Origin of the sequence: Paraburkholderia sp. (assembly GCF_035656215.1) — a bacterium.
Taxonomy (GTDB): Bacteria; Pseudomonadota; Gammaproteobacteria; order Burkholderiales; family Burkholderiaceae; genus Paraburkholderia.
The window spans coordinates 25,213-42,077 of sequence record NZ_DASRSY010000327.1 but is presented as its reverse complement, the minus strand read 5'-3'; the positions used below and the strand labels follow the sequence as shown (position 1 = coordinate 42,077).

17 protein-coding genes, 1 tRNA gene and 2 pseudogenes are annotated in these 16,865 nt (G+C 61.4%); 11 read left to right on the top strand and 9 right to left on the bottom strand.

Translation table 11 applies throughout. The features are described from left to right. From VFE81_RS18895 to dhaK, 8 genes and pseudogenes are all read left to right on the top strand, one after another. On the top strand, positions 1-514 hold a 514-nt coding region (locus tag VFE81_RS18895), incomplete at its 5' end, for a branched-chain amino acid ABC transporter permease (RefSeq protein WP_325046048.1). Further along, the gene (locus VFE81_RS18890; protein ID WP_325046047.1) at positions 511-1,578 is read left to right on the top strand and encodes a branched-chain amino acid ABC transporter permease; all 1,068 of its coding nucleotides are present in this window, start codon (positions 511-513) and stop codon (positions 1,576-1,578) included. The genes VFE81_RS18895 and VFE81_RS18890, both read left to right, overlap by 4 nt. Then, on the top strand, positions 1,575-2,342 hold the full coding sequence (locus VFE81_RS18885) for an ABC transporter ATP-binding protein (protein ID WP_325046046.1): 768 nt from the start codon (positions 1,575-1,577) through the stop codon (positions 2,340-2,342). Before VFE81_RS18890 ends, VFE81_RS18885 begins: the two co-directional genes overlap by 4 nt. Next, positions 2,339-3,040 carry an ABC transporter ATP-binding protein gene (locus VFE81_RS18880; RefSeq protein ID WP_325046045.1) on the top strand — a complete coding sequence of 234 codons (702 nt, stop codon included), beginning with the start codon at positions 2,339-2,341 and terminating at the stop codon, positions 3,038-3,040. Before VFE81_RS18885 ends, VFE81_RS18880 begins: the two co-directional genes overlap by 4 nt. A 48-nt stretch (positions 3,041-3,088) precedes the next feature. Beyond that, positions 3,089-3,340: pseudogene (locus VFE81_RS18875) on the top strand (Zn-dependent hydrolase); the annotation flags it as partial. Next, positions 3,337-4,827: a M81 family metallopeptidase gene (locus tag VFE81_RS18870; RefSeq protein WP_325046044.1), complete on the top strand. Its 1,491-nt coding sequence runs from the start codon at positions 3,337-3,339 to the stop codon at positions 4,825-4,827. The pseudogene VFE81_RS18875 and the gene VFE81_RS18870, both read left to right, overlap by 4 nt. A 124-nt stretch (positions 4,828-4,951) precedes the next feature. Further along, a tRNA-Val gene (locus tag VFE81_RS18865) sits at positions 4,952-5,028 on the top strand. A 358-nt stretch (positions 5,029-5,386) separates the two neighbouring features. Further along, on the top strand, positions 5,387-7,093 hold the full coding sequence (dhaK, locus tag VFE81_RS18860; protein ID WP_325046043.1) for a dihydroxyacetone kinase subunit DhaK: 1,707 nt from the start codon (positions 5,387-5,389) through the stop codon (positions 7,091-7,093). A gap of 132 nt (positions 7,094-7,225) precedes the next feature. Here the strand turns inward: dhaK and VFE81_RS18855 are convergent, their stop codons facing one another. The 7 genes from VFE81_RS18855 to VFE81_RS18825 form a co-directional block, all read right to left on the bottom strand. Beyond that, complete coding sequence (locus VFE81_RS18855; protein WP_325046042.1) at positions 7,226-7,522, bottom strand: YciI family protein; 297 nt, start codon at positions 7,520-7,522, stop codon at positions 7,226-7,228. Between the two features lie 11 nt (positions 7,523-7,533). After that, a complete protein-coding gene (gene catC / locus VFE81_RS18850) occupies positions 7,534-7,818 on the bottom strand; it encodes a muconolactone Delta-isomerase (RefSeq protein WP_325046041.1) in 285 nt (94 codons plus the stop codon). A 52-nt stretch (positions 7,819-7,870) separates the two neighbouring features. Further along, entirely contained in the window at positions 7,871-9,199 is a 1,329-nt protein-coding gene (locus VFE81_RS18845; RefSeq protein WP_325046040.1) for a short-chain fatty acid transporter, read from the bottom strand. A 91-nt stretch (positions 9,200-9,290) separates the two neighbouring features. Further along, the gene (locus tag VFE81_RS18840; protein ID WP_325046039.1) at positions 9,291-10,250 is read right to left on the bottom strand and encodes a 3-hydroxyacyl-CoA dehydrogenase; all 960 of its coding nucleotides are present in this window, start codon (positions 10,248-10,250) and stop codon (positions 9,291-9,293) included. 2 nt (positions 10,251-10,252) lie between these two features. Beyond that, the gene (locus tag VFE81_RS18835; protein ID WP_325046038.1) at positions 10,253-10,954 is read right to left on the bottom strand and encodes an SDR family oxidoreductase; all 702 of its coding nucleotides are present in this window, start codon (positions 10,952-10,954) and stop codon (positions 10,253-10,255) included. A gap of 33 nt (positions 10,955-10,987) precedes the next feature. After that, positions 10,988-12,040: a cyclase family protein gene (locus tag VFE81_RS18830; protein WP_325046037.1), complete on the bottom strand. Its 1,053-nt coding sequence runs from the start codon at positions 12,038-12,040 to the stop codon at positions 10,988-10,990. 75 nt (positions 12,041-12,115) lie between these two features. Then, a complete protein-coding gene (locus VFE81_RS18825; protein ID WP_325046036.1) occupies positions 12,116-12,859 on the bottom strand; it encodes an IclR family transcriptional regulator in 744 nt (247 codons plus the stop codon). Between the two features lie 243 nt (positions 12,860-13,102). Here VFE81_RS18825 and VFE81_RS18820 point away from each other — a divergent pair. Continuing rightward, positions 13,103-13,444 (top strand): annotated as a pseudogene (locus VFE81_RS18820) (MFS transporter); the annotation flags it as partial. Positions 13,445-13,476: 32 nt separating this feature from the next. Further along, complete coding sequence (locus VFE81_RS18815; protein ID WP_325046051.1) at positions 13,477-13,668, top strand: hypothetical protein; 192 nt, start codon at positions 13,477-13,479, stop codon at positions 13,666-13,668. A gap of 96 nt (positions 13,669-13,764) precedes the next feature. Here the strand turns inward: VFE81_RS18815 and VFE81_RS18810 are convergent, their stop codons facing one another. Beyond that, complete coding sequence (locus VFE81_RS18810) at positions 13,765-14,652, bottom strand: amidohydrolase family protein (RefSeq protein WP_325046035.1); 888 nt, start codon at positions 14,650-14,652, stop codon at positions 13,765-13,767. A gap of 2 nt (positions 14,653-14,654) precedes the next feature. After that, a complete protein-coding gene (locus VFE81_RS18805; RefSeq protein ID WP_414695622.1) occupies positions 14,655-15,953 on the bottom strand; it encodes an MFS transporter in 1,299 nt (432 codons plus the stop codon). 155 nt (positions 15,954-16,108) lie between these two features. Here VFE81_RS18805 and VFE81_RS18800 point away from each other — a divergent pair, with 155 nt between their 5' ends. After that, positions 16,109-16,852: a GntR family transcriptional regulator gene (locus VFE81_RS18800; RefSeq protein ID WP_325046050.1), complete on the top strand. Its 744-nt coding sequence runs from the start codon at positions 16,109-16,111 to the stop codon at positions 16,850-16,852. Positions 16,853-16,865: the final 13 nt, after the last annotated feature.

Here is a 16,865-nt window from a genome sequence, read left to right as displayed (position 1 = left end):
CGGCGACAACGTGCCGGTTCCCGACATGCTGAACGGCGTGGTGATCTGGGGCAGTTTCGTATACCCGAAGTACCGTCTGTTCGTGATCGGCTTCACGGCTGTGTTGGCTGCGCTTTTATGGTGGGTGCTGGAAGGCACGCGGCTCGGTAGCGCGGTGCGCGCTGGTAGCGAGTCGACGGAGATGGTGTCGCTGCTCGGCATCAACGTGACGCGGGTCTTCAGCCTGGTGTTTGCGCTGGGCGCTGCCACTGCCGCGTTGGCGGGTGTGCTCGCCGCACCGATTCGTGGCGTCGATCCGTTCATGGGCATCGAGGCGCTCAGCGTCGCGTTCGTCGTGGTGGTGGTCGGCGGGATGGGCAATTTTCTGGGGGCGCTCGTCGGCGGGTTGCTGGTCGGAATCGTGCAGAGCGTGATGAGCACGTTGTGGCCGGAGGGTGCGCGGCTGATGATCTATGTCGCGATGGCCGCGGTGCTGCTACTACGTCCGAATGGCCTGCTCGGGAGAGTGGCATGATCGATACCTCGAAACCTGCTGTACAAGCCGCTTCTTCCCAGCCGGCTCAACGTAGCTTGAAGCACGTGTTGCATCGCTATCGCTTCCTGTTGTTTGCGTTGCTGGTCGTGTGCGTGTTGCCCCTCACGCTGCGCTCCGGATCGCTTGCTACGGAAGTGCTGGTGTTCGCGCTCGCCGCACTCGGTTGCAATCTGCTGCTCGGCCATACGGGATTGCTCTCTTTCGGACAGGGCATTTTCTTCGGACTCGGCAGCTATTGTGCGGGCCTTGTCCTCACTAAAACGGTGCTGCCGATACCCGTGGCGCTCCTCGCCGCGATCGTGATCGGTGCGGCTGCCGCTGCACTAGTCGGCTGGTTTTCGATCCGTCAACGCGGCACGTACTTCGTGATGTTGACGCTCGCATTTGGACAACTCTTCTACTTCCTCGCCTACTCCACGCCAGATCTGACCGGTGGCGACAACGGCTTGCTCGACATCCCACGCCCGGCACTGGGGTTGTTCGGCAAAGCGCTCGTGCCGTTGACCTCGCCGTGGCAGTACTACGGTTTTGTCGCCGTGCTGTTCCTTGTGGTGTTCTGGTTGCTGATGCGCGTCTCGCACTCGGTATTCGGCCGGACGTTGCTGGCGATTCGGGACAATGAAGCGCGCGCGGCCGCGGTCGGCTACGACGTCAAACGCTTCAAACTCATGGCGTTCGTGATCTCCGGCGCGGTGACGGGCCTCGCTGGCGCATTGCATGCGCTGATGACCGGTATCGCGCCACTGTCCAACATCGATTACCACACGAGCGAGATGATCCTGGTGATGACCGTGATCGGCGGGACGGGCAATCTGTTCGCGTCGGTGCTGGGCGCGGCATTCTATGTTCTGTTCGCCGATTGGCTTTCCACACTATGGCCGCGCTGGTTGTTGCTGCTCGGCATCGTGCTGATCGCCGTTAGCCTTTTCATGCAGCGCGGGCTATGGGGTTTGGGCGAACGAATCTGGCAAGCACTGCGGCGCAAGCCGCCCGCCGATGCTGACAACGACGCAGGCAACCACGCAACCAGGGAGCGCGTATGAGCGAAGCGATTCTGCAAGCGAGCGCCGTGGTGAAGCGATACGGAAAATTTACGGCGCTCTCCGACGTCAATCTGCGCGTCATGCCGCGTACCGTGCATTCGGTGATCGGTCCGAACGGTGCGGGCAAGACGACGCTGTTTCACGTGTTGACGGGCACGTTGCCCATCACCGAAGGGAAGATCATCTTCGACGGCCATGACGTGACGCGCGAGCCCGATCACAAACGCGTGCGCCGCGGCATCGCGCGTTCGTTTCAGGTGACGAGCCTGTTCGCCAATCTGAGCGTGCGCGAAAATCTGCGGCTCGCCGCGCAAGGTGTCGACGCGGTGCGTGCGTTGAACGCGTGGACGCCGCCACATGGCGTGCTCACTCATGCGGATACTGTCGACAGTGTGCTTGAACGCCTCGCATTGCAGCGCTTTAGCGAGGTGCCTGCGGGCGCGCTGTCGCACGGTCAGCAGCGTAGGCTCGAAGTCGGCATGGCGCTCGCTGCGCGGCCCAAGGCGATCTTTCTGGATGAGCCGACTTCCGGCATGGGCATCGACGATCTCGACGACATGAAGCAACTGATTCGCGGCCTGCGCGACGATTACACCGTCGTGCTGATCGAACACAACATGGGCATCGTGATGGACATTTCGGACACGATCACCGTCATGCAGCAAGGACGCGTGCTGGTGGAAGGACGCCCGGACGATATTCGTGGCGACGAGCGTGTACGCAGCGCCTATCTCGGCAACATGATCACCGGAGGCCGAGCATGATACTCGACGTGCAGCAGATTCACGGCTTCTACGGCAAGAGCCACATTCTGCAAGGCGTTTTCCTGCAAATCAACGATGGTGAAACGGTCACGCTGTTGGGCCGTAACGGTGCGGGTAAGTCGACCACGCTCAAGGCCATTGCCGGTGTGATCACGCCGCAGCACGGTACGGTGACGTTCAACGGCGTTGCAATCAACGGTATGCCGTCGCACAAGATCGCTTCGCGCGGCGTGTGCTTCGTGCCCGAACATCGCGGTGTCTTTCGTCTGCTGACTGTCGAAGAAAACCTGCGGCTCGGCGCGCGCAAGGATTCGCCGTGGCAACTCGACGACATCTACCGAATTTTCCCGCGCCTGAAAGAACGGCGCACCAACGGTGGCGCGCAACTCTCTGGTGGCGAACAGCAGATGCTCGCGATCGGCCGCGCGTTGATGAATCATCCGCGACTGTTGATGCTCGACGAACCGGTTGAAGGTCTCGCGCCGGTGATTGTCGAAGAGATCGTCGCGCAACTCAAGTTGATCCGTGAAGCGGGCGTCGCGATTCTGCTGGTCGAGCAGAATCTGGAAGTCTGCACACAACTTGCGGATCGCCATTACATCATCGAACAGGGCATGATCGTTTACGAAGGCGACAACGCTTCGTTCGCCGCCGATGATTCGATCAAGGACCGTTATCTCGGCGTCGGCGTCGTCTGACGCGCACGCTGTCTTCACCACGAGGAAGCACCGATGCAAGTTCATGAACCAGCAACCGTCGGGACGCTTGCTGATCTGCGCGCCGCCGACGATACCTCGCTCACCGAGATGGATGCCACGCTACGCACTGCTTGCGTCGCCGCGGCTAAGCAGGCCACCATGATCTTTGTACCGTGCAAGGACGGCATCAGCCATAACGAAATCGAAGACGCGCGTGCGGATCACCTGGAGGCCGGCTGCAACGTCCTGTTGCAGGCAATGCTGAACGCCGCGCAAACGGCAGGGAGCACGCAAGCATGAAGATCCTGATTGCAAGGATGAACCACGAGACCAACACGTTTTCGCCGGTGGCGACGCCGCTTGCCGCGTTCGGCCGCAACGGTCCGAGCTACGGCGAAGACGCGTTCAACGAAAACAAGGGTATGCAGACGGCAATGGCCGCGTTCATCGATGCAGCCGAGCGCGAGCATGCCGCGATCGTGACACCCATTTCCGCATCGGCGAATCCGAGCGGCCGGGTCGAGGCCGCCGCTTATGACGCGATCTGCGACGCGATCGTTGCGGCCGCAACCGGCTGCGATGCCGTGATGCTCGACCTGCACGGCGCGATGGTCGCCGAGAATTCGAACGACGGCGAAGGCGATCTGCTCGAACGCGTGCGCGCCGCATTGCCCCATGCACCGATTGCGGTTGCACTCGATTTGCATGGCAACGTCACGCAAAAGATGATCGACAACGCCGACGTGATCGTCAGTTTCAAAACCTATCCGCACGTCGATATGTATGAGACCGGCGCGCATGCGGCACGTCTGATGTTCGACCTGGTCCACGGCAACGCGAAGCCGGTGATCGCGTGGCGCCAACCGCCGTTGCTCACACACACGCTGCGCAGCGCGACAGCCGAAGGTGCGATGAAACGTGCCGTGACCGCCGCGCGCGCAGCAGAGGCTGACGGTATGCTCGCGGTGTCGGTTTTATCCGGTTTCTCGCTAGCCGATATCGAGGCACCGTGTATCAGCGTCGTGGTGGTGGCGAACGGCGAGCGTGAACAGGCGGAAGTGGTGGCGGAGCGCATCGCGCGGCAGATCTGGAACGAGCGCGAGGATTTCGTTTATCGCAGCGCGCCGCTAGCGGCGTCGGTGGCGCAGGCCGCAGCGCTCGCGCAGGGCGCGGACAAACCGGTGCTGTTGCTCGATCATGGCGACAACTGCATGTCGGGTGGCACGTGCGACACGATGGATCTGCTGGACGAAGCGCTCAGGCAGAATCTCGAAGGGATCGTCAGCGGACCGTTGTGCGATCCGCAAGCCGTCGCGGCGCTGATGGCGGCAGGTGTCGGCAGCACGGTGACGGTGACGATCGGCAACAAGGTCGCAGGCAGCGCGGTGACCCCGCAGCTGCCGGTGGCCGTGACCGGTGTGGTGCGTGCGCTGACCGATGGCGAGTACGTCATCAGCGGCCCGACTTATACAGGTCAGCGTGCGTTCATGGGGCGCGCGGCGGTGCTCGACACCGGCACGGTCAAGCTAGTGATGACCGAGCGCACGCACGAACCATGGGACCTCGGCGTATTCGAGAGCGTCGGCATCGATCCTCGCCGTGCGCGTTTCCTGTTGCTCAAATCACGCATGTACTGCCGGCCGGTCTTTGTGCCGATCGCCGCTGCGTTGGTGGAGTGCGATAGCCGCGGCGTGACGAGTTCGGATTACGGGCTGTTCAAGTTCAAACACGTGAGGGGACCGGTTTTTCCGCTGGATACGCAGACCGAGTGGGCGTCGACAGACTGACGCGAGTTGTTTAAGGAACCGCACGGCGAACTGCGCGACGAAACGAAGGAAACGCGCTCATGCATTTACTTGCCGTGTGGGACTTGTGCGACGCGTTCGGAGTCTCTATAATTCGCGCCTCTAAAGGCTCGTAGCTCAGTTGGTTAGAGCACCACCTTGACATGGTGGGGGTCGTTGGTTCGAATCCAATCGAGCCTACCAACGCATATGTGACGCAGACGAAAACGGCTTCGCTTTCGTCTGCTGTCATGTTCTCGTGTCCCAGGCGCACATCGTCGTCGTGCGGCCGTTCTGTCAGTCTCTCCCTTCCGTATTGCCCATATTTCCCCACGGCTTGACTCATTCGCTGATGTCTTCGCGTGTTCACGGTCGTCGCATGTCGATACGTTTTCACTAGCGAGCGATGGTCAGCATGCTGCGGCCATTCGCGTGAGTACCGTCGGCGCTTCACGTCGCATTCTTCTAATGCTTGGTACAGTTGAGCTTTCAGGTCTCGCAACTGCATAAACTGCCGTGAGCTCGCGACACAGGGCCGGCAGCTTAATAGGAAGCTGACGCAATGAAGAAGCTCATCAACGACGTCTCCGCAGTCGTCCCGGACATGCTCGCCGGACTCGCGGCGCTCAATCCCCATCTCTCGTTGTTGCAAGGCAGCACGATCGTCGTGCGTGCCGATGCTGAGGCTGTTGCCGCGCGCGGAGAAGTCGCGCTGATCTCGGGGGGCGGCTCGGGCCACGAGCCGGCTCATGGCGGCTACGTAGGTCATGGCATGCTGAGTGCAGCGGTAGCGGGCGAGGTGTTCACGTCGCCCTCCACGGATGCCGTGCTCGACGCGATTCGCGCGGTAGCCGGTGCGGCTGGTGTTCTGCTGATCGTGAAGAACTACACGGGTGACCGTTTCAACTTCGGCCTCGCTGCCGAGATCGCACGCGCCGAGGGCATCCCCACAGAAATGGTGATCGTCGCCGACGACGTCGCCTTGACGGCGAGCGGTGACCACGCGGGCCGTCGCGGGCTCGCGGGGACCGTGCTGGTTCATAAGATTGCCGGCGCGGCTGCCGCAGCGGGACGTCCATTAGCCGAGGTTGCACAGATTGCACGCGACGTGGCCGCCTCGCTCGGCACGATGGGCGTCGCGCTCACGCCATGCACGGTGCCCGCGGCCGGCAAGCCGGGCTTCGAGCTGGCCGATGGCGAAATCGAATGGGGCCTCGGCATTCACGGTGAACCCGGTGTAGAGCGCGGCGCGATGGAACCCGCGGACGCGATCGTCGAAAGACTGCTGGCGAAGATCGCCGGCGACTTGTCGTTGCAATCTGGTGTGCGGGTGGCTTTGCTGGTGAACAATCTCGGCGGCACGCCGTCGAGCGAGTTGAGCATCGTGGCCGGGTCCGCGCTTCGTTATCTGGGGGCTCGCGGCATTCATGTGGAACGTGCGTGGGCCGGTACATTCCTGAGCGCGCTCGAGATGTCGGGCGTCTCGTTGACACTGCTGCGCGTGGACGATGAGAGGCTTGGCTGGCTCGACGCCGCCGCGCACACCAGTGCATGGCCCGTGCTGAGCGGTCGCGTCGCGCAGGTTTCTGTGCGGCCCGCACCCGCTACGCCCGATCGTACAAACGGCGCGACGCTCACGCGCGAGGCGACTTTGCGCCACGTGATCGAAGCTGTTTGTGCGTGCCTGCTCGAAGCCGAGCCGACCTTGACCGACATGGATCAACGCGTCGGCGATGGCGACCTCGGCATCAGCCTGTCGCGCGGGGCGCGTGGCATTCTCCATGAACTCGATACCTATCCCGCGGAAACAGCACCGGGCGCCGTGTTACGCAGTATGTCCGCAACGGTCCGGCGCGTGGTCGGGGGAACCTCAGGCCCGCTTTACGCAGTGATGTTGTTGCGCGCCGCGGTCGGGCTCGAACAATCGGGTGGATTGTCTGCGAGAGCGTGGTCGGCGGCGTTCAGTGAGGGCGTCGCCGGATTGATGGCGTTAGGCGGTGCGCATCCGGGCGATCGCACGATGGTCGACGCGCTGAAACCTGCCGCCGATGCGTTGCAAGCCGCGCTCGCCAGATCAGAAGACGGGCTCGACGCGGCATTGAAAGTCGCGGTCGATGCAGCAACCGAAGGCGCGGCGCAAACAGCGTCGATGCATCCGCGGCGCGGGCGTTCGAGTTATGTTGGGGATCGTGCGCTCGGGCACGTGGACCCTGGCGCACATGCCGTGGCGTTGTGGCTCGCTGCGATTCGCATGGCGCTGGTTGAATGAGCGATAAAGCCGCACACCGAGTAACGAGCGCCGCTAACCAGGAGCCGAGCACCGAGCACGAGCACGACAACCGCAACAAAGACATGCAGAAGCCCGTACGACTAACGCCAGGCCCACGCTTACACGCTTAACTCAAAGACAGCACTCGCCATCAAAGTACGCCTTGCGCCAGCGCGTGATCGTCACGCGCTCGAACAAGTCGACCAGAGAAAACGGATCGGCAGCAATAAACTTCTCAGCTTCCTCGCGCGTTTCCAGATCGACGACATACACACCGCCGCCTGCGCCGCTACCGTCGTCGTTCAGCTTTGCGCCGCAGGCGAGCAGCAGCGCCTTGTTCTTTTCCAGAAACGCCAGGTGCGTCTCGCGCTCGCGCGTGCGGACGTCGGCGTGACCGGGCTTGTCGAAAGTTTCGATGATATAGGGCATGCGTGTTCCTTTCAGTTCGACGCGATAGCGGACGGATGCTGCGCGAGCGGCGTGACGTCGACAACCAGATACGGAAACAGCGGCAGCGAACTGAGCAGCGTATGCAGCTCGTCGTTCGATTCGACGTCGAACACGCTGTAATTCGCGTACTGTCCGGCCACGCGCCACAGGTGACGCCACTTGCCCTCATGCTGCAGTTTCTGCGAGAACGCCTTCTCTTCGACCTTCAGGCGATCGGTGAGTGCCTTATCAGCATCGGCAGGAATCTGAACCTGCATATGAACGAGATACAGCATTCGAACATCTCCATCGAATGAATAGACCGCCCTGCGGCGGTCGTTTGTTTGCTCAACCCCAGGCGAGAATCGCCACGGTGTACACGATGCCGATCCAGAACATCATGATGACCGTATAGCCCATGATGTCCTTCAGTTTCAGCTTCGACAGCGCGAGCGCCGGCAGAATCCAGAACGGCTGCACCAGATCGTTCCATGCATTGCCGAGCATCACGGCGGTCGCGGTATGTCCCACCGATGCGCCGATCGACTTGGCCGCCTCGATCATGAACGGCCCCTGAATCACCCAGTGGCCGCCGCCCGAAGGTGCGAAGAAATTGATGAAAAACGAACTGATCAAGCCCCAGAACGGCAGCGTCGCAGGCGTCGCAATCTTGACGAAGAAATGCGAGAACGTGTTGACGAGGCCAGACGACGCCATGATCGCCATAATGCCGGCATAAAACGGATACTGCAGAATGATGCCGCTGATCGTGCGAATGCCTTCGTTCAGCTTCTCGACATAGCGAATCGGCGTGCCCAACAGGATGATGCCGAGGAACAGAATGATGAAGTTGATCAGGTTCAGGTCCATCGAACCGCCGCTGTGGAAGTACAGCACCACGTAGACCACGCCGATTGCACCGATCAGGTAGCTCAGCAGGCGGCTGTTGTTCAGGCGACTGGCAAGCGTGTTGCTTTCGTCGATATCCACCGCAGGTGCCGCGGCTTTGGATGTGTCGTTCAGCGCGCGGTCGATTTCCGTAACCGGCTGACCCGGCTTGGGATGCAGCCAGGCATTCAGCAGCGGCAGCGTGATGATGACGACGAGGCTCGTGATCAGCATCGCAGGCGAGAAAATCGTTTCCGACAACGGAATCACACCCATCTGTGCTTCCATCGGGTGCCCCTTGGTGGAGATCAGCACCGGAATACTTGCCGACAGACCGAGACCGTACATCGTAAAGCCGCTATATGCCGACGCGATGATCAGCGGGTAATGCACGCCCTTGATGCTCATCGCCAGCTTGCGCGCCACGATCCCGCCGATCACCAGACCGAAGCCCCAGTTCAGGTAGCTGCCGATACCGCCGACCAGCGTCGCGACGATCACCGCCATGCGCGGATCGTGCACCCGCGCGACGAGCCGGTCGAGAAAGCGTTCGGTGAGCGGTGCGGTGGCGAGCACATAGCCCATCGCGAGAATCACAGCCATTTGCGTCGTGAACGCGAGCAGCGCCCAGAAGCCCTTGCCCCAACTCAGCGTGAGCGCGCTCACCGCCTGGCCCTGAACCAGCACGGCGAGAATCATCGTGAGGAGGGTGAGGCCGATGGCGAAGACGAACGGATCGGGCAGATACTTGCGCATCAGCTCCGTGAAGAAAGCGGTGATTTTCTGCATGTGACTGTCTCTAGCTTTGGTCGAATAGTATTTATCGGGTCATGCGGCGGGTGCGAATACGACGGATACAGCGGATGAGGCTGGATGTGGCTTATGAATCGTTTTGAGCGGAGTCCTTGCGATAGCGGGTCAGTCTCATCAATGCGCGGTCGCGCCACGCAACGCGTTCTTCCCACTGTTCAAGCGGCAACGCGCTGCGTCGCGCGGCTTCCACGCCGGCGACGAGTTCCGGCGTCCACGGATCGTTCTGGCCGCGCTCCGCGCCCATGCGTGCATACGACGGTCCCATCTTCTGCGCATGCGAAGCGATACCGCCGCGCGTATTCAGATCGACGGTTTCGAATGGTCCGATCACTGACCAGCGCAACCCCAGCCCTTCGCGTACTACGGTATCGACGTCGTCCACTGAAGCAACGCCGTCGCGCACGAGGCAATACGCTTCGCGCAACAATGCACCTTGCAGCCGGTTGAAGATGAAGCCTTCCACTTCTTTCGCGACGCGCACCGGCCTGAGGCCGGTCTCGGTGAAGAGGCCGATTGCACGGGTAACGGCGTCGTCATCGGTGAAGGGCGCGGGCACGATTTCGACGACGGGAATCAGATACGGCGGATTGCCCGGATGAGCGACGAGGCATCGGCCACGACCCGGCAGCGTTTCATCGACAAAGCGTGAAGCCGCAAGAAACGACGACGCGCTCGCCAGAATCGCGTGCGGCGGCGCAGCGCGATCGAGTTCGATGAACAACTCACGTTTGATCTCTTCACGCTCCGGTGCGCATTCCTGCACAAGATCGGCACCGGCTGCTGCCGCTTCTAAAGTCGCAACGATTTCAACGCGCGCTGCCACATCGCGGGCGGATTCGTCGAGCAGTCCGAAGCGCGACAACTCGACAAGCCGTTGCATGACTTCCGCTGGCGCAAGTTCACGTCGCTCGGCCGCTGGATCGAACAGACGCACTTGCCAGCCGGCCCGCGCGAATACCACGGCGAAGGCAATGCCGATACTTCCACCACCGATGATTCCCACACGCCGCGTAGCCTGTGCGTTCATGCTCAGACTCCCGCGACGCCGACAGTCATGCCGCCGCACACGTACAACACCTGGCCGGTGACGAAACCGCTGCGTGCATCGAGCAGATAGGACGCGGCATGCGCGACGTCGTCCGGCGTTCCCACACGTTGGACCGGCACACTGTCGATGATCGCGCGCGTGCGCGGTGCATCCGGCGGATTCGCGCGATCGAACAACTCGGTGCGGATCGGGCCCGGACCGATCGCGTTGGCGGTGACGCCGAACGCGCCGAGTTCGAGCGCCCACACGCGCGTCATGCCGATCAGTGCGGCTTTGGTGGCCGAATAGGCGGTGCGCAATTCCTTGCCGAGCGCCGCACGCGACGACATATTCACGATCCGGCCGAAACCCGCGGCCTTCATGCCCGGCAACAATGCCTGCATGCATTGCAGCGAACAGCGCACGTTGAGCGCCCAAGCGCGTTCGAGTTCTTCGAGCGATTGCTGTTCCGCACTCGCCGGCACCACGACGCCGACGTTATTCACCAGACGCGTGATCGGACCGTCCTCGAGTGCGCGTTTGAGCGCCGTCGCGGTTGCCTGCGGGTCCGACAGGTCGGCGAGCAGTCCATCGCCGACGCGATCGATCACGACCACGTCGTAACCATCCGCCTTGCAACGCTCAGCGCATGCCGCACCGATGCCGGCGGCGCCACCGGTAATCAAAACTCGTTCTTTAGCCATGTTTCGGATTCAGGGTAATAAAAGAGGAAAGGTTTAGACGGTGGCGATCGGCGTGACCGGCGAACCCATCGCACCTGGCAACCTGAGTGGCGGCGCCGTCAGCATGAAATGCGAGCGACCGTTCGCGCGCAACCACACGGCGAGATCGCGCAAGTACCAGAGTTCGCCGAGCGGCAAACCGAGCTTGAAGAGGCAATGGTGATGCAGCGGCATCAACGGGTGCTCGCCAGGCTTGGCCGGTGCGCGTGCAGGATAGCGTTCCACGGCGTAGTTGTCGGCGGCGAGCGCGGCGATGCCTGAGTCGGTGATCCATTGCAGCAGGCGTTCGTCGCGGCCGTCGAGTGCGCAGCAGTGGCTGTTGAGCACGCTTTCGTCGGGCTGGCGATTCATCTCCAGCACCATCTCGGCAAAACCGGTACGCAGCACCAGCATGTCGCCGCGTTCGATCTCGACGCGATCGGCTTCGATCGCAAACATCAGATCGTCGTAACTGACCGTTCGATGTTCGCGCGCATAGTGCGCCACCAGGTCGACCAGTACGCCGCGCCCCTGCATGCCCTTTACCGCGAGATTTTCGATGCCGAGCACGTCGGCGTGGCTGTGCTCGCCGCCGCAGGCATGTGGCGCGAAGCCTTCGTCCGCCCGATATTCGATCGGCCCTACGATATCTGTATTGGCGCGATAGCCGTTGTAATAGACGCTTTCCGGCACGCCGTCGCCGTCCGCGTCGAAGCGTGCGCCCACATGCGCGAGCGAATCCCATTGCGTCGAGTACTGTAGGCTCAGCAGTACCTGGTCGTCGCTGACCACGTCGGTGGCGCCTGCTTCGTTGCGCGCGAACGGAAAGTTGACGTAGGGCAGGCCGTCCTTGAACGTCGGCCGTAGCACGGGCGGATGACGGCGCACGTTCAGCTTGCTGTCGCCGGGAAAGTCGAGCGGCAACGACAGGCAGAAGCTCAAACCCGCACGGATTTCACGCGCGCCTTTGAGGACCTGCTCCGCACCGATCAGATTCGGCCTGCCGAGTTGATCGTCGTGCCCGAAGTCGCCCCAGTTCGATCCTTCAGGTTTGTTCTTCCAGCGCATTTCACCTTCCTTTACTGATCTGGCCTACGTACTGCACTGCTCGCATAAGCGGGCAGTGAACAGAGAAGCGCACCGTCACGCGAGCAGTGCAGGCGGGATCTGGCCGTAAATTTCAAGCAGCGCTTCGATCGCGCGCGGTTCGTTTTTCAACAGCCGTGCCTTCGGGCCGCCGATCACGAGCGCGAACGCCTCGCCGTGAATCAGGAAGCCGCGTGCCAGTCCGGCCACGTCTTCGACGTTTTCGCCCGTCGAGCGATGCCAGCCGTTCTTCACGCCTTGCTCCACTTCAACCTCCAGCGTGTTCCGGTCGATCACCGAACCATCGGTCGATGCCGTCAAGGGCTCGCAACTGTCGAGTAGCTTGCGGCGCGTGTCCACGGAAAGGGCGCCGAGCAAGGCTTTGCCGGCTGCGCTTGCGTGCAGGTACATGAAGCCGCCAGGCTCGTCGCTATAACGGATTTTCTGACGCGACTCCATCACGTCGAGATAGACGACGCGGTTGCCGGCCAGCGTGGCGAGCGCCGCGGTCTCGCCGGTGGCGTCGCGCAGGGAGGTGAGCAGCGGCTGGAACAGCAGCGTCAGCGGGTCCTCGCTGCAAATGTCGCGAGCGACATGCAACAGCCGTTGCGTAGGGTAATAGCCGGCCTTCACGCCCGGCGCATAGAGATAGCCTTTGGCCACCATTGTTTGCAAAAGCGCGTGACAACTCGACAGCGGGATCTCGGTTCGACGCGCGATCTCGCTATAGATCATGGGTTGCCGCACTTCGGCAAAGAGGTTTATCACGTCGAAGACGCGGACTGCAGTTTTCACATCCATGAGAACATTATCGGCATTTCGATAATGCGATGGCAATAGGGTCTCGGGTATACACTTACGCCGCGAAATTCCTGTTATGGAGTGCTTGCAGGGTAATCCCTTAATTGACGTCTGTTACGAGCGATCCCTATAGTCGCGCTTTCTGTTCGCTAAAGGAAAACAAGTTCTTTAGACGAACAATTGCGATGAGCAGACGCTAAGTCCGTCTCGTGCATTCGCGACACAAAACGGAGACGTACCACGATGGCGCTCACGCTCGAAACACAACACCGGAATGCCCGCAAAGCGGGTATTGCATCATTCGTTGGGACAACGATCGAATAGTATGACTTCTATGCGTACAGCACGGCGGCGGCGCTGGTGCTTGGCAAGATCTTCTTTCCGACAACTTCGGCGCTGGCCGGCACGCTCGCGGCGTTTGCCACTTTCTGGGTCGGTTTTCTGGCGCGGCCGATTGGCGGGATCATCTTCGGCCACCTCGGCGATAAGGTTGGCCGCAAGAAGACGCTGATCATTACGCTGATGCTGATGGGTTGCTGCACGACCGGCATGGGTCTGCTGCCCACCTACAACCAGGTTGGGCTATTGGTATTTCGCTTTCCTATCAGATTTGCGGCATGGTGTTCGCCGGTACCACGCCGATTCTTGGACAGTACCTGCTGGGCGCGACCGGATCGATTCTTTCAGTTGTGGCGCTGGGGATTTTGCATGTGCTGATTACGCTGTTCTGCGCGCTGGGGTTGATCACGCGCATGCATCAGGAGGGTGCGCGTGACGCAGCACGTTCGGCTGCGCTGGCGCAGAGCTGATCGCTATCCCGCCGAAAGAATGCTGCCACTAACCTGAAGAAGCAGTCCGCCGTCGCCAACGAGGCGCGGCGGACCTTGGCCTCGTCGCTGTGCTGCTCAGAAAGCGCGCCGCAGTGCGGTCGTTGTCGACGCACTACTGTTCCCGGATTCCTGTTCGAATCCATAGAACGCGGCAGGCGTTGTGCAGAAAATTGCGTCGATCACCGCTGCGTCCAGGCCGAGGTCCAATAGCGTCGATAACGACTGGCCGTAGTTCACTACCTGTTCGTACTGGGTATGAGGCCAGTCGCTTCCCCACATCAGCCGCTCAGCACCGAAGTGTTCGACAAGCTGGCTCGTCGCCTCATGCACAAAGCCAGAACCGGGAGCAGCACATCGGTAGGCTCCCGAGACCTTGACCCACACGCGGCCTGTTCCCCCATACCCGAGCAATGTCTTGAAGCCGGGATCGTGAATTCCTTTCTCAGGATCGGGTCGTCCGAAATGATCGACGACCACGGGTACGCCGGCCTCCAACAGCCGGTCGAGCATCGGCGCCAGGTCCTGCGCATTCCGGTGTAGTTCGACGTGCCAACCCAGTCTCGACAATCGTTCGAGCAACGGCGTCCATGATTTCGCTGCCAGATCCGGCAATGCCTGCTCGATCAGGTTCAGCCGTATGCCGGTTACGCCTTGACCATGCAGCTCGACCAGCTCTTCTTCGGAAACATCGGGCGCGACGACCGCTACGCCCCTTAAACGGCGCGTGTCGTGGGACAGTGCTTGCAGCAGGTAGCGATTGTCCGTTCCGAGAAAGCTCGGCTGTACCAGCACCGCGTGCCCGATGTCATGCGCATTCAGCAGTTGCAAATAAGTGTCGAGCGTTGCGTCGTAGCCAGGTGCGTAGCGCCGGCTATCCGTGAGCGGCAAGCCTCTCTGGAAGACGTGCGCGTGAGTGTCCACGCGGCAGGAGCGAAACTGGGCGAGGGAGGCGGGCGCACTCATGGTCAGCTCCGCGGCGGGTCCAGGGTCAATCGCGCATTGTCGACGGCGTCGGCTGCAGATTCAGGTACCACGCCACGCAGACGTTTGCCGCGCGTCTCGGGAAGCAGCAACACTGCGATCATCGCGAGGCCGTAAGCAATGGCCGCGTCGATGCCGATTGCCATACCGAGCGACATCGAATGACTCATGTAGCCGACGAGGACAGGAAAGCCCGCCGAGGCGATCCGTCCGAAGTTGTAGCAGAATCCGACGCCTGTGCCGCGCATGTCGGCCGGATACAGTTCGTTGAAAAGCGGGCCGAGGCTTGCTGGGATGCCCGCGGCGAACAAGCCGAGTGGGAAGCCCAACACGAGCATTTGCATGTTGGTCAGCGGCAGCATCACATAAGCGAGAACCGTCACGATGCAGCAGAACGCGAAGAGGGCGATGTTGCGCCGGCGGCCAATGCGGTCGAGCAGATAGGCGCTCACCATGCAGCCGCACCAGAAAGCCACGATCACAACTGCCAGATAGCCACCGGTGTTCAGAACCGACAGATGCCGTTCTTTGGCAAGGAAGGTAGGCAACCAGCTCATGATCGCGTAGTACCCGCCGTGAGCGCCGGTGCCCAATACGGCGCCGATCACGGTGGTCCGGAGCACACGCGGCTGGAAGACCTGGGTTATCTGCATGAGCACCGGAATCCTGGGTGCGGCGCTTGTGGGCGCGACGCGTGCCGGTTCCTTCAGATTGCGCCGTACGAACAGAACAAGGCCGGCGGGCACCAGGCCGACAGCGAACATCACACGCCATGCAGTGTCCGACGGTAACCAGGAGAACACCGCGGCATACACCAGCACGGCTGCGCCCCAGCCAACCGCCCAGGCGCTTTGCACGGCACCCATCGCCTTACCGCGGTGTTCGGTGCGAATGGTTTCCGCCATCAGTACTGCACCTGCGGCCCACTCGCCGCCGAATCCGAATCCTTGCAGCGCCTTCAGGATCAGGAGTTGCGGGAAGCTTTGCGCGAACGCGCAGAGAAAGGTGAAGCCGGCGAACCAGAGGATCGTCATTTGCAACGTCCGGACGCGCCCGATGCGGTCCGACAACGCCCCTGCGATCCAGCCGCCGAGTGCCGACGATATCAACGTCACGCTGCTGATCGCGCCGGCCTGCGTATGGTCGATGCCATACGCGGCAATGATCGCGGGAATGGCAAGGGTGAACATCTGCACATCGAGCGCGTCGAGCCCCCAACCCGCAAAGCACCCCCAAAAGGTGTTGCGTTCGAGGGGCGTGCTCTGCTTGTACCACGTGAACATAGCCGTCTCCGTCAAGCGTATCATGTAGTTATATATATGACTACATGAATTGTGGTCCCAAAACCGTGGAAAGTCATTGAGTATTAACCCTTGCTCACGCCGACGCCGCGGGATGTTGTACAGTAGTTACTCCTCTGAACAACTATATGATTACTATGGAAGCGGCCTCTTTCGTGACCAAACCGGATGGTCGGTTACCCCGTTATCAGCAACTGCGTGACGACCTGGTTGGCCGCATTGCCGCAGGCGAATGGGCGCTGGAGGAAGCCATCGCCACAGAGGCGGAGTTGGGGCAGTTCTATAACGTCTCCACTGGAACGGTTCGTAAGGCGATTGATCTGCTCGTCGTCGACGGCGTGCTCACGCGCAGCCAGGGCAAAGGCACCTTCATTCGTCGGCCTCGTTTCGATTCGTCGCTGTTCCGCTTCTTTCGTTTCAAGTCACGCGACGGCGAGCCGGTGCGGCCGACAGCGCGCGTGCTCAAGCGTGAAATCGTGAAGCCTGGCGAAGAAATTCGCTCGACTTTGCGGATGAAAGCCTCCGAGAAAGCAATCCATTTGTCGCGTGTGCGCCTGATCGAAGGCCAGGCGGTTCTGTCTGAAGAAATCTGGTTGCCACGTGGGCGTTTCGAACCGTTGGCCACATTGCCGCTCGGCGATTTCGAGGACTTGCTGTATCCGTTGTACGAGCGTCTTTGCCGGCAGATCGTGGCGTCCGCTACGGAAATTTTAAAAGTAGAACAAGCCACATCCGACGACGCCTCGCTTCTCGATGTAGAACTCAGCAGCCCTGTCATTCAGGTCCACCGTGTCGCGTCGGACTTCGCGGGTACGCCCTTCGAATGGCGCAGTACGCGCGGGGCCGCCACGACGTTTCAGTACCAGGTGGAAATTCGCTGAGCACAGCGCCGCC